The organism is Rhodopirellula sp. SH410 (assembly GCF_055811895.1).
Window position 1 is genome coordinate 4,812,456 of record NZ_CM147949.1, and the last position, 13,804, is coordinate 4,826,259.

7 protein-coding genes are annotated in these 13,804 nt (G+C 58.4%); 6 read left to right on the plus strand and 1 reads right to left on the minus strand.

Annotated features, from left to right (window positions below):
- Positions 1-32: 32 nt before the first annotated feature.
- The 4 genes from SH410x_RS17640 to SH410x_RS17655 all read left to right on the plus strand — a co-directional run bounded on the left by SH410x_RS17640 (position 33) and on the right by SH410x_RS17655 (position 7,477).
- Entirely contained in the window at positions 33-1,508 is a 1,476-nt protein-coding gene (locus tag SH410x_RS17640) for an HD domain-containing protein (protein WP_473669406.1), read from the plus strand.
- A gap of 432 nt (positions 1,509-1,940) precedes the next feature.
- Positions 1,941-3,725, plus strand: coding sequence for a UDP-N-acetylmuramoyl-L-alanyl-D-glutamate--2,6-diaminopimelate ligase (locus tag SH410x_RS17645; protein ID WP_473669407.1), 1,785 nt, complete (start codon positions 1,941-1,943; stop codon positions 3,723-3,725).
- 414 nt (positions 3,726-4,139) lie between these two features.
- Positions 4,140-6,308, plus strand: a complete 2,169-nt coding sequence (gene pta, locus SH410x_RS17650) for a phosphate acetyltransferase (RefSeq protein ID WP_473669409.1) — start codon at positions 4,140-4,142, stop codon at positions 6,306-6,308.
- Positions 6,305-7,477, plus strand: coding sequence for an acetate/propionate family kinase (locus SH410x_RS17655; protein ID WP_473669412.1), 1,173 nt, complete (start codon positions 6,305-6,307; stop codon positions 7,475-7,477). The genes pta and SH410x_RS17655 overlap by 4 nt, the downstream gene beginning before the upstream one ends.
- Before the next feature lie 244 nt (positions 7,478-7,721).
- Here the strand turns inward: SH410x_RS17655 and SH410x_RS17660 are convergent, their stop codons facing one another.
- Positions 7,722-9,134 carry a Gfo/Idh/MocA family protein gene (locus SH410x_RS17660; protein WP_473677336.1) on the minus strand — a complete coding sequence of 471 codons (1,413 nt, stop codon included), beginning with the start codon at positions 9,132-9,134 and terminating at the stop codon, positions 7,722-7,724.
- 1,355 nt (positions 9,135-10,489) lie between these two features.
- On the opposite strand from SH410x_RS17660, the gene SH410x_RS17665 reads away from it, so the two are divergent.
- On the plus strand, positions 10,490-11,662 hold the full coding sequence (locus SH410x_RS17665) for a hypothetical protein (protein ID WP_473669414.1): 1,173 nt from the start codon (positions 10,490-10,492) through the stop codon (positions 11,660-11,662).
- A 260-nt stretch (positions 11,663-11,922) separates the two neighbouring features.
- Positions 11,923-13,401, plus strand: a complete 1,479-nt coding sequence (locus SH410x_RS17670) for a hypothetical protein (RefSeq protein ID WP_473669416.1) — start codon at positions 11,923-11,925, stop codon at positions 13,399-13,401.
- The last annotated feature ends 403 nt before the right edge of the window (positions 13,402-13,804 follow it).

A 13,804-nucleotide genomic window follows, 5' to 3' on the forward strand; every position in this document is an offset into this window, starting at 1 on the left:
ATCATAAACCGCCGCTTGGACAGGGCAATCGCGTGACGACTCCTATTCCCGAAATTGCCGCGTTGCGGCGTGGCTCCTCACGCATCCGGATCCCGCCATCGATCGACGTACCGATGACCGAGCGGATCGGCCGGCTCGTCGATACACCGCCGCTGCGGCGACTGACATCGATCAGCCAACTCGGTTTGGTGTCGCTGGTTTACCCCGGGGCAACGCACAGCCGTTTCGAACATTCACTCGGGGTGTATGCGAACTCGCTGCGACTTCTCGACCAGTTCAGCTCGCAGTTCAGCTCGCACGACGACGCCCTCGATCGACGTGCCCAAGAGGCGTTCGTCGTTGCGGCGTTGGTCCATGACGCTGGCCATTGGCCATTCTGTCACCCGATTGAGGATATGGGCGAATCCTTGAATGCTTGCTCGAGCAATGGACGCTCCAATCACGGGCATGCGAGCAGCAGGCGTCCAGGCATCCTGAAGCATGAAGATCGCGTCGAAGCGATCTTGGGCAACTCGGAAATCGCCGAGTGCTTGCAGCAAGATTGGAGCTGCAACGCCGATGATGTGATGGTGATCCTCCGCCCCAAAACGCTGGCCGATCGCCCGCGATGTCAACTCGCCCGCAGGGATGTGTTATTCCTCGCCAGTTGTCTGAGCGGTCCGATCGATATTGATAAACTCGATTACTTGCAACGCGATAGTCTGCATGCGGGGGTGCCGTACGGCCGCAATTTTGATCCCGATCGAATCATTTCAGCATTGTGTGCACATCCCGCCCGACCTCAGCTCGCCATCAGTGAGAAGGGGCGTACCGCCGCTGAGATGATGGTGTTTGGTCGTTATGTCATGTTCAGTGAAGTGTACTGGCATCACACCGTCCGCGCGGCCACGGCGATGTTGCAACGCGCGTTGTTCGCTCTGCAACATGAGACTGAGCACTGCAGCGGACAACCGACCTTTGATCTCTCAGCATGGTGCGACCTATCGGATGCCGACTGGACAATGTCGCTGCGTAGCGTCGCGGCGCAAGTTCGGTCTGCTCCGGTGCAGGAACTGGTTGAAGGCCTGTTTGGATCCGCACGAGTGCTGCTCAAAAGTGCCGCTGAGTTCAATGTTGAATCGGGCGGCGAGGTGCACGCGATGCTGGCTCGTCGCCCGTACTGGTGGTTGGTTGAGTGCTCACGCTGCCTTGCCAAGTTGCTCAGTCGTGAGATCGGTAGCGACGTCGATCCGGCGCTCGTCTTGATCGATGCACCGCCAGTCAAGCTGGAGGTGGACATCAACATCGACGTGATCACCCGCGCCGGCGAGGTTAACTCACTCGGGGATGTTTCTCCGGTCGCGTCGGTGCTCGCCAATCGCCAATTCGACAACCATGTCAAGCGGGTGCGAGTATTCGTGCCCGCGGCAGTCCGCGACACGCTTCGGCTCGCGAATACGGACTTGAATCGAAAAATGCAAAACTGGTTAAAACAGGCCGCTGAGCAAACTCGCGAGACAATTGTCTGATAAGGGAGGGAACCCCTGAATCATCGATCGGTGAAGAATGCCAAACGAATCCACGGGGGCCAAACGCTCCCCTGTCGGCGGCATCCAACGAGACTGCGGTGCGTTTACCCACCCGAAGCGGCGAATTGTTGATTCGCTGTCCCTCGGTAAGGGGGACCTTGCTGGCCGGAGATGTGGGAAGCAAACCAAATTAAATCCAGTTTCGATCTTGACCAGATGCTTCAGATGGGAACAATTGACTACTGACGTCGAGCGAGTCGAGAGGAAACTCTCGAAGTACTCTCGCTCGGCGAACACGGGAACGGATTTCCTGTGGATGTTTTTCCTCTCACGGGGGCACATGGATTACGAACCTGTTTCGTGACCCAGATGCCAGAATTCCGCTTGGGGAGAGCGATTCCGACCATTGTGCGTCAGCAAGGAGGCGACGAAATGCATCATTCTATTCATCGTTCGTTCGGATTTTCCAGCAATCGAAAGCACTTCGGTTCAGCGGTTTCGAGACGCCCGACAGCAGGCTTGGAAGCTGCGGTAGCGATCCAGACACCTGAGACGTGCATTGATTTCTCCGCTCGCGTGACCGCAGGTGTCGAGCATGAGTACGCGGCTGCCCCATCACCCCCGGTTCCCGAGGGTACTGAACCCGGACTTCGTTCCCTGGCATCGCTCCTACCGAATTTGCGATTCTTTTCTGGCAGCGACATACAATTCCACTCGGTCGCCGCGTCGGCGGCAACGTGTGAAGCGGGCCAATTAGTCGTCTATCGAATTGGCTTGGATTGCCCCGAAGAACTCATCTGTGATGCGCTAGCTCGCGGTGCGGCGGGGATTCTGACTGAGCAGATTCTGCCCGTTCCGTTGCCGCAGTGCATCGTCGCGGATACCGACCGTGCGCTCGCGGAGATTACTGCCCAGGATTCGGTCGCCCAAAACGGCGTCCGTCCCGATCAGCGTCTGTTGACGATCGGGATTGTTGGTGAGAGCGGTAAAGGGACGACCGCACTTTGTCTGGCCACCATTCTCCGGGACATCCCCTGCCGTGTGGCGTACCAAACCGACCTCGGCCACAGCGACGGAATTACCACCGAGGTTTCGGAAAAAGCGAAGCTCACGGGCGCTAGCTTGATGGAACACCTCACCGAGGCTGCTGACGCGGGAGCGGCCGTATCCATTTTCGAACTCGATTCGAATGTTCTCCGGCGTGGCGGCTATGACCAGATCGGTTTGGATGTGTTGGTCATCACCTCGAACAACGCCGCGAGAGCCGATTTCGGTCCCTCGGCTGTACTCTGCGCCATCGAACGCGTGCGCTGTGACGGCGTGGTTGTGGTCGCGAGCAAGGACCGCCGCAGTGTGGCGGCAGTTGAGGAGGCGGGTTTGCCCTGCCTCACCTATGGTGTCAATACGAATGCCGATGTCTCGTTGCAAACCATCGGTATCCAGGATGGTGTGTTGACGGGAATGATTCGGCATGAAATGAATTCCGCCATGATGGAATCCTTTCTTGGCCAAGGCGTGTTCACGGAATCGCTCGCGGCCGCCGCCGCGGTGGGCGTGGCGACGAATAGTCCCTTGGTGCAGATTGCCGAGTCCCTGAGCGATTTGCGAGAGATTCCGGGACGCTGCCAAGCGATCACGGCTGAGGATTGGAATGTTACGCAGGCGAGTCCCAACATGCTGGTCGATGTCGCTGGTTCACCGCAGCGGATGGAGTTCGTGTTGCAAGCGATCGGCGAGCAGCGGCGAACCCTCTCGACCAACGTGATCTCGATGGACCCCCGTGTTCGTGCCAACGCTGCGAAAACCGCGAAGGTCTGGTGCGTTTTGGCGATCTCCAACCTGGATGACGATGATACATTGGCTCGCTACGGTCGCCTGCTCGAAACGATGGCCGATCATTGCGTGTTGACCTGCGATCCGGGCTGTAAAGATCGGTTTTTGGGGCTCAGTCACAGCGTGCTTGATGGCGTTGACGATTGCGCAGTCATCCGCCTGGTCGCGGATCAGGAGCGAGCGATCGCCTGGGCAGCCCATGCGGCCAGCCCGCACGATACGATCGTGGTACTCGGCGGCGTCGATCGATGCTCGGCGCAGGCTCAACGCCAAGACTTGCAGCGACTGCAGGACCTAATGAAGGGGCTGCAGAAGGACGTTGCCGGGGTGGTTGCCAAGCCCGCAGCGCCGTCGGCGTTGAAAGTTTATCAACCCGAAGGCTGAGTCGCAGAGCAATCGAACGCGTGACGTGAGAGCGTCGATGGGCCCACGTTCCGGCGAGCCGCGCCATCAACGCAAACGCGACCAAGGATCGATCGGGGAATTCACAGCCGAATGCTCCGAGAGGGGAATGGGCCCGCGCGGAGCGTTCGACCATTTCTCAAGTCCGGAGCATTCCGCTCGATCCCCACTCGGCTGTCTGGGCTCGCGATGGGAGTGGCAAGCCCCTCTCTCTCTCCTCCCGCAAATTGCGGTGTTCAGGGGAGACTCGGGGCGCTGCGCCGCCGAGAGGGAGTATGCGAGCAGGCTACCCCAGCAAAAGTGCCCGTCTCTTTGGAGGCCTAGCCAACCCATCGGGCGTCTCATCAATGGTATACCTTTCATCTTTCCTTTCGCTATTTCTTCCCTGCTGCGACCATGCCTGAGAGTTTATATCTTGCCACGAATGAAAATGCGTCCGGAAAACGGATGGTTGCGCTCGGTGTGATGGAGTTGGCGATGCGGCGGTTTGGTCGCGTCGCATTTTTTCGGCCCGTCGTCCATGCTGACCCACGCGACGATCTGAGCATCCGTTTGATGCGATCGCGATATCGGCTCACCGCGACACCGGAACAAATGCATGGTGTCACGCGGCAGGAAGCCCGTCAGATGCTCGCCGAGGATCGCTACGACGCGTTGATCCAACGGATTCAGCAGCAATTCAAGCTCTTGCAAGCATCCGCGGATTTCACGGTTGTCGAAGGCACGAGTTTCCAGGGGTTGGCGAACGAGATTGAGTTTGAGCTCAACGCGGATATCGCTGTCAATCTTGGCTGCGCGATCATGGCGATTTACAACGCTGCGAAATACAGTGTTGAGGAAAGTGTGCAGTCGATTCGAATCGGCAATGACTCCTTGACCGATCATGGCGGTCAACTGTTGGCGACGATTGTCAACCAAGTCCCGCCCGACCAGCGAGAGATGTTGAGCGACGCCTATCGGCAGGCGGGACTCGATAAAGCGGGGCCGATTTACGTTTTGCCCGAGGAACCGCTGCTTCGCCAGCCGACGGTGCGAGAGATTCAGGTCGGTCTCGGCGCGCGGGTGATCGGTGGCGATGAGAAAACGTTCGATCGTGAGGTTGCGCGGTTGAAGGTCGCCGCGATGCTGCTGCCGGATTTTTTGCAGCGTTTGGAGACGGGCAGTCTCGTGATCACGCCGGGCGACCGCAGCGATATTATTGTTGGCTGTGCGCTCGCGAGTCTGGATGCGGCCAGTCCATCGCCGGCGGGGCTGGTGCTGACCGGCGGGATGTTGCCGCCGCCTGTTGTGCTGAGAATGGTCAGTCCCAAGGGTGGGTTGCCGATTCTGACAACGGGTGACGATACTTTTACAACCGCGAATCAGGCCTCCACGATCCGCGCTGAAATTGGTGAGCATTCGCCTCGCAAAGTCGAGTCGGCGATCGGATTGTTCGAGCGTAACGTCGATATCAATGATCTCGCCCACCGCTTGGAGGCTCCCAGCGTGCAGCGCATCACTCCGATGCTGTTCGAGCATTCTTTGATCGAGCGGGCACGCCAGAAACGGGTGCGGATCGTTTTGCCTGAAGGGCATGATCCACGCATCTTGCAGGCCGTTGATGTGCTCCGCCGCCGTGATGTCGCAGACATCGTTTTGCTCGGTGATCCAGATCAAATCCATGGTGCCGCCAGCCAGGTGGGGGTGTCTCTCGACCTGACGGATCTCAGCAGTGATCGCTCGATGGATGGAAAGCCCACCGTGGAGATCATCCATCCCGCACACAGCCCATTATTGGCGTCGTTTGCGGAGGAGTACTACCGGCTGCGGAAGCACAAAGGTGTGACTCGTGATGTCGCCCGTGACCGCATGCAGGAAGTCAGTTACTTTGGCACGATGATGGTCCGTCGAGATTTGGCGGGTGGGATGGTGTCCGGCGCCCTGCACACCACGGCGGCCACGATTCGGCCGGCGTTCGAATTCATCAAAACCCGCCCCGGCATTGGGTGTGTTAGCAGCGTGTTCTTGATGTGCCTGAAAAGCGGAGTTCTGGTGTACGGTGACTGCGCGGTGGTACCCAACCCGACGGCCGAGCAGCTCGTCGAGATCGCCAGCTGTAGTGCCGATACGGCAGCCCAGTTCGGCATCGAACCACGCGTCGCGATGTTGTCTTACTCAACGGGCGAGAGCGGCCGCGGTGAAGACGTGGATCGTGTTCGCTCGGCGACCGCCATGCTCAAATTGGCCCGGCCCGAACTGCTCGTCGAAGGGCCACTGCAGTATGATGCCGCGGTTGATCCCGTGGTCGCGGCGCAAAAGCTACCTGGCAGCAAAGTCGCTGGCCGCGCGACGGTCCTCATTTTCCCCGATCTCAATACGGGCAACAACACTTACAAAGCCGTCCAGCGATCGGCTGGTGCATTAGCGATCGGCCCCGTCCTGCAAGGTCTGCGGCGGCCCGTCAATGACCTATCACGAGGCTGTACCGTGGCCGATATCGTCAATACCGTCGCCATCACTGCGGTACAAGCGCAGGCCAGTCACACGATTGAACTTGACCCGGTGCCGGAGCTCGATGAAGCGTGAATGTATTCGTTTTTAATGTTGGCAGTACGACCCTGAAGTACGCATGTATCGATGTTCTTTCGGGTAAACGATTGTACGAGGGGCTGATCGATCGGATCGGACAACCCGGCGGCGACGCGTCCAATCACCTCACCGCCGCGCACACGGCGCTGCGGCATGCCGGGTTGCTGAAACATCCGGGCGATCCAGTGCAAAGCGATGCACCTGAGATATCTGCGATTGCCCATCGGATTGTTCAGGGTGGCAATCTGTTTCATGGACCAGTGGAGGTCGATCCCGTGGTGCTGGCGAATCTCGCCAAGCTCGATACGCTCGCGCCACTTCACAACCCGCCGGCGCGGTGCGTGCTCGAAGCGGTTGTGGCGCTCGACCTGCCGCAGAGACAAGTGCTTGTGTTCGACACGGCTTACTTCGGTACGCTTGAGCCGGCGGCGTATCGGTATGCGATTCCACCACAGATTTATCATGACTACGGAGTCCGCCGATACGGTTTTCACGGAACGTCGCATCAGTATGTGACGATGCGAGCGATTGATCATCTCCCGGACGCCGCGCCGATGCGGATTATCTCGCTGCACTTGGGCGGTGGCGCCAGTGCAACGGCGTCGATCGACGGTCTGGCCGTGGATACCTCCATGGGGATGACGCCGCTCGAAGGTCTTGTGATGGCGACTCGCTGTGGCGACATGGATCCGTCGGTGCCGCTACACCTGATGCGGTCTGCCGGAATGTCGGTGGATGATGTCGATCATCTGCTGAATAAACGCAGCGGATTGGTCGGATTGTGTGGTGACGCGGACATGCGCGCGGTGTTGGCCCGGAGGGATGAGGGCGATGAATCGGCGCTGCTGGCCATTGAGATTTACGTGCGCCGCGTACAGAAACAGATCGGCAGCTATTTCGCAATTCTCGGTGGACTCGACGCGTTGGTCTTTACCGCCGGCGTGGGTGAGCACGCTACCGAAATCCGACGCCTCGTTACCGATCCGCTGCGACATTTAGGCATCGCTGTGGATCCCGAGCACAATCAATCACCCGCGTTGGTCCAGGGCGTGGCAGACATCAGCCGCGTGGGGGCACGCGTCCGTACGCTCGTTGTCTCGACGGATGAAGAGCTCGCGATTGCGAGACAGACGGCAGCAACTTTAGCCGCGCAAGACGTCGGCTAGTCTACCAGTCGCGGAGCGACGTCCGCATGACGCCGGGCGGTTTGTCGACGGCGACATCGGCCCGGTGGATTACCCGACTTTCGAGTGCGCCGTATTCGTCGACGCCAGTCGCCGGCGGGCGTATACCGCTGGATAGCGATCCGTGAAACGCGAGTGCGTTTTTCCCAACGCCTGGGGCTTTCGCCCCAGGCGATAGATTTTCGAGACTCTGACACTGAAACTTCAGTGCCTGGGGTCCGGCGACTTAGCCGAGTGTCCAGCCTTCGCGATATTCGCGGCCGACGAACTGGTTAACCGCTTCGACGTTGGGGCTGGTCAGGTCTTTTGCATTCCACTCGATGCGTTGGCCTTCGCCAGCACGCATGGCCAGGTTGCCGACCAGGATGGTTTCCGTCAAACGACCTGCATGGCCGAAGTTCGACATCGTGCCAGGCTCGTATTCGCCCTTGACCGTTTGGACAAACTCCCATTTCTGACGTTCGTCACCGCCCGCCTTGTAAGGGATCCGAGGCAGCGTTTGCTCGGGCAGCTTGTAGTCGGTGAATTTGTCTTCGGGCAGGAGATAGTACTTCGCCCCATAATCGTCTGGCGAGAACATGATCCCCTTGCTGCCGACGAGCACAGCACCCGACATCTTCGGTCCGCCTTCGCGTTGTTTGGCAACGCGATTTTGGAACGACTTCGGCAATTGCGAGATGATTCTTTCCGGTGGCAGATTGCCGCCGTCGTACCAATGGAACTTGCAGGCGGCGAGGCCATCACGCTCGGGGAATTCGAACATCAGCTCGCTGCTGGCGGGAAACTGCTCGCCCTCGACGATGCCGAGATTTTTCACTGCGGTGACGGCGACGGGATCCCACAGTTGGAGAGCCATGACGGGCATGTTGGTGGTATGGCATGCCATATCGCCGAGTGCTCCTGTGCCGAAATCGACCCAACCACGCCAGTTGAACGAGTGGTAGATGCCCGAGACGAACGGACGCATGGGGGCAGGGCCGATCCAGGCATCCCAGTTCAGCGAATCCGGCACGGGATCGACTTTGTCAGGCCGTCCACCGCCCTGTGGCCAAACCGGTCGGTTGGAGAAAATGTGAATTTCGGTGACGTCACCGATCGCACCGCTGCGAATGACTTCGACCGCTTCTCGGAGTCCGTCTTCACTGGTCCCCTGGTTCCCCATTTGCGTGACCACGCCGGTCTTTTCGGCGGTTTCTCGCATCACGCGAGCTTCCTTGATCGACCAGGTCAGTGGTTTTTGACAATAGATGTGCTTGCCCATGTTCATGGCTTTGACACACGCCGCAGCGTGATTGTGATCGGGCGTGCTGCACGTCACGATGTCAACTTTATCGCCGAGTTTGTCGAGCATTTCGCGGTAATCGCTGAAGTGCTCGGCGTCGGGGAACTCACGTCCCTTTTTCGAGAGGGTGTCCCCGTCGACGTCGCACAGGGCAGCGATTCGGACGCCCTGTTTGCCGATGTGGCTGGTATCGCTGCCGCCCTTACCGCCGACACCGATACAGCCAGCGGACAATGCGTTGAGGGCCGAGGCGGGCTTCTCATCCGCAGCGACCGAGGTGCCAGCAAAGTAGCCAACGCCTGCAGTCACAGCCGCCGATTGACCCAGGAAACGACGTCGATTCGTTCGATTGCTCATAAGAGGTTTGTCCATTTAAAAAGAAGTGGAGGAGGGGGGCAGCCCGCGTGGTCGAAAATCAACCAACGAGCGATCTGGTGGGGCAGGTGGGCAGGATTCCGGGCTGTCTCTTCGCGAGAACGTTCGGAACGCTGCCGTCCCCGACAATTCTGTCGGGCCTACCTAATTTAACAAGTACGTTTGCCCACCACAATTGTTTGCCCAACGGAAAATTCGGCACCATTTCACGTCAGTTTAGGAACGAGTGGAAAATTACTGTCGGAAGCTGTGGTCGAACGCTTCGCGGTCGACCATTGCGACCGCGGAGCGTTCGACCACTTATTATCCGCTCGTTCCTGAACACGAAAAAACCCCGTGACTGGAATTCAATTCCGATCACGGGGTTTACTATTGGCAGTTCAGGATCTGGCCTGAAATACAGGGATCTTGCTCAGTGGGGACCCCACCGGTTGCGGTGGAGTCCGCTCACACGAAGCCGTTCGCTACTGCAACTTTACTAGTTGCATCCGCAAGATGCTTCGATACCGCAGGTAGGTTCGCAACCGCAGGTGGGTTCGCAAACAGTTTCGCAAGGGCTGTCACAGCAGCTCTTCTTTTCGAACATGCGAGCGAAGAAACCACCGAAAGGACGGCAGGGCTTCGAATCGCAGCAAGAGGTGTCGCAACCGCAGGCCGATTCACATCCGCAAGCAGGTTCGCAGCAGACGGGGGCAGCAACTTCGCAGCAGCCAGTGTCACATGAGCTCTTGTGGTGATGGAACAATTTGTGCAGCAGGCCCGTCTTGGGTGTGCAGCAAACAGGTTCGCAGCCACAAGCTGGTTCAACAATGGTTTCGCAACCACAAACTGGCTCGCAAACAGCTTCGCAGCCACAGACGGGCTCACAGACGGTGTCACAACACGAGTCATTACCGCCGAAGAGCGATTTCAGGTGGCCAAAGGCACTCGCGTTGGAAGCATTTCCGGCGAGCAGTGCAACGGCCAAAACAGCAGGTACTAAGATACGACGCATCGTAAGGTCTCCATGGATTCATTTGAGAGGAAATTTAATCATCTGCACCGACGTTGGCGATTGGCCGCTGGGAGGCCCAATTCCGACTCAGTGCGATTTGCCGATTCGGTAAGCCAGGTGAGGCTTACCGGTGCACAAGAAGGTATCGGTCACGAAAACAGTTCTGTCAGTGGAAAGTTTGCCAATTGGCTCGGTTATGACTCACGCGGTGGTGGACTGTCCTGCTTCTAACCGTTCGCGCGGTCGTGACGATTCTCCGGCTCAACGGTTCCGGTTTGACCCCGTTTCGAGGCGTCTTGTCTTGACGGTTCGCCCCTCGTGTGCGTCACTGATACGTTCTGTTATGAATCATTCTTCTAGCCCCATCGTATTGATGAATCACCGTTTTTTCCGAGCTGTCGCTCACCGGTTGCAGGACGACCCGTCAACAGGCGAGTCGCTGATGCGGCCGATGCTTTGTCTGGCCGCCGTCATCGTCACTCTCGCTCTGGGGCCGTACCGTCGCACGTCTGCCGATGAAGGACAGCAGGTTGTACCGGAGGCGGTCGCCGCTGAAGGGGCGCAAGGCACCCCGGACCAAGGCACCCCGGACGCTGCCCAGGGGATGACCGACGAGCAATCGGCCCACGACAACCTGCTGCGTGAAATGACAACGACCGGGATTGCCCTGAGTCCTGACGTTTCCTACACGCTGCCCACGCCGACGTTTGTCTCGATCACGGGCGAACTCGTCGACCCGGCGAGTGCTGAGAAATCGCTGGAACAAATCGCTGGCCCGCAAGGGGTCAGTCGGTTTGTCCGAAATTCAATTGTCGCTCCGCTGGCAGTGCGGACCGATGCGATCGAGAACGCTGCAGGTCAGCGCATCGGCCACTTCATCGACGTAGCATTTGTGGTCCACCAATCGATTGCCGAGATTCGGCAATCGAAGGTGCTCGATGATTTCAAGTCCGATGCCGATGCGGAATCGGGCGAGGAAACCGGCGACCTTTCTAAAAAAGATCAGGACCCTGATGATCTTGAGAAGTCGCTGACTCGGTCGCTGACTGCGGCGGAACGATCACAGTATGGCGTCACACTCGACAAATCGTTTGAGTCCCTGGGGGTTTTGCAGTTACCGATCATGAGCAAAGTCGTGTTACGTGGCGTTGCCCGCGCCCGTCGGTCGGTCTGGTCGACGGAAGACGAATCGGCGCCGATTATTCTGACGTGGTTGCTCGATGCTCGTTTTGGCTCGGCCTCGCCCCAGATCGATTCCATCACCAATCAGTGGCGGGCGATCCAACGGAACGAAGTCGGCCAGCGTGTGCTCGGACCACCGCACCCCTACGCTGGCATGGGAGGGTACGTGGCCGTCGCACCTTTACCCGGGGACGCAGCATCCTCGATCGTGCAGATTCGCTTTGTCATTCACGAGCCGCCCGATTGGTTTCACGGTCGCAATCTGCTCCGCAGCAAGTTGCCGCTGCTGATTCAGGACCGTGTACGCAATATTCGCCGTGAATTACAGGACTGAGGGCCCGTGATTGCGAGGCCATGGGCATTGACCAACGGTCCGTTTCACTTTTTCGTTTTCCAGATCTCGAGTGTCTCGCCGTCGCCACGATGGGGCTCCCGTCCCTGCGTTACCGGCCTACCCGCCGTAATCGCGACGACCCGAACCCCAATCCATGGCAATTCGTAACGAAAATTCAGTTCGGCGCGTGTGATCGCCACTTTGTGCGAATACAATTAGGTGCAACCGTTTCTACTTCCTCCTAATCCACGATCCTCATCATGGCCGCACGCGACGATTCCGTCATCCGTGGCAGCTTGATCGCTTGCCTGATCTTTCTGGTCCTCTCTTTGGCCCTGAACTTCTTCCTCTATCAATGGGGCAGCACTTCGTCGCAGACCGCTGATAGCGCGAAGGATCGGCTGAACTCCGCGCAAGGTGAACTGCAGACCATGCAGAGCCAAGCCACGATGATGAAATTCATGCTTGGCGTCGGCAATTTGACGGAAGCTCAAATCGAACAATTGTCCACGAGCACGGGCGGTGATCCTGACATGGACACAATCGAACAACTGTTCGTCCGTAACATGTCGTATTTTGGCGAGGAAGTGGACAAGCAGAATCAGAACTATCCCGCCCTCCCTGAGTTCCTCGTCAATGCGATCCGCTCGCGGAATGTGCAATACAGCCAGGCTCGGGAAGAAGCGACTAGCATTCGTACGCAAGCCGATGCGGAAGTCGAGCTAGCGAGAAAGGCTCAGTTGCAAGCCGAATCCGACCAGGACAAAGCCAATAAGAAACTCGAAGAGGAACAGTCCAAGTTCACCGAGGATCGCGAAAAAATGAATCTCGCCAGTGCGGAGAATCGCGATACTCTGTTGCGAACGTCCAAGGAACTCAACACCGAGCGGAAACGACTCAAAACCAGTCTGGCAACCTTCGAGAAACGCGAAAATACGCTGCTCTCGACAATCAATACCCAGCTCATTGAACTGCAGAAACTTCGCAGCGATAATTTTGAGAGCACCCAGGGGCAGATCGCCTATGTGGTCCGCGACGGCAACGTCGTCAATATTAACCTCGGCTCGGCCGACGATCTGCGGCCGGGCGTTACCTTCGGCGTGATTGATGCCGACGAAACCCGGTTGCAAGACGCCAAGGTGAAAGCCACGATTCAGGTTACGAAGATTCTGGGCCGACATCGCGCCGAAGCACGCGTGGTCGCACGTCCGGAAATTCGATACCCAATCATCGCCGGCGATCAAATCTATTCGCCATTCTGGGCCCCTGGACGCCGCGTCAAGATTGCCCTGGCGTGGAATATCGATCTCGATGATGACGAACGTCCCGACACGGACGCCGTGGCATCCATGGTCCGGGCCGCCGGAGCAGAGGTCGCTGCGATCATGAATGCCGATGGCAGCAGCGAAGGGAAACTCGACAGCAGCGTGCGATTCCTGGTTCTCGGTGAGTCATCCGAGGGCGTCGATGAAGCCGACTCAGCCGACGTGATCGCGCTTGGGAAGCTGAAAACGCAAGCCAAAGAGCTCGGCGTCACGGTTATTCCGGCTTGGAAGCTGCAGGCTTACCTGCGGACGATCGATGATTCGCTCACGACCCCGCTCGGTTCCGCTGTGCGAGGCAAGGATTTCGAACCCGAGCCATCCGGTGCAGCCGGATCGATCCCCAATAATCTGCCGTCGCTCTACAAAGATGTTGACGAAAAACAGCAACAAGGCAACAGCATCCTCGCACCCTAGGTACGAGGGGGAGCCGGGATGAATCGAACACCAAAATGATCGGTGCCGCTGCCGAGCAGGCACCGATCGTGTTCGGGGCTGCCTGATTTCAGGTTCGAGAACCTTGCTGACGAGCCTTCGATTCCGTGAACCGGGGCGCGGCCGGGGGGGCGGCTTCGCTACCCGGTGCCTTACGGCACTTCGGCTCATGGGGCGTTGGATTTACCCGGTGCCTTACGGCACTTTGGCTCATGGGGCGTTGGATTTACCCGGTGCCTTACGGCACTTCGGCTCATGGGGCGTTGGATTTACCCGGTGCCTTACGGCACTTCGGCTCATGGGGCGTTGGATTTACCCGGTGCCTTACGGCACTTCGGCTCATGGGGCGTTGGATTTACCCGGTGCCTTACGGCACTTCGGCTCA

What these genes read in the sequence shown, in the direction of transcription:
- SH410x_RS17645 (WP_473669407.1), top strand. Translation starts at nt 1,941, where the DNA reads ATGCATCATTCTATTCATCGTTCGTTCGGATTTTCCAGCAATCGAAAG.
- pta (WP_473669409.1), top strand. Translation starts at nt 4,140, where the DNA reads ATGCCTGAGAGTTTATATCTTGCCACGAATGAAAATGCGTCCGGAAAA.
- SH410x_RS17660 (WP_473677336.1), bottom strand. Translation starts at nt 9,134, where the DNA reads ATGAGCAATCGAACGAATCGACGTCGTTTCCTGGGTCAATCGGCGGCT.
- SH410x_RS17665 (WP_473669414.1), top strand. Translation starts at nt 10,490, where the DNA reads ATGAATCATTCTTCTAGCCCCATCGTATTGATGAATCACCGTTTTTTC.
- SH410x_RS17670 (WP_473669416.1), top strand. Translation starts at nt 11,923, where the DNA reads ATGGCCGCACGCGACGATTCCGTCATCCGTGGCAGCTTGATCGCTTGC.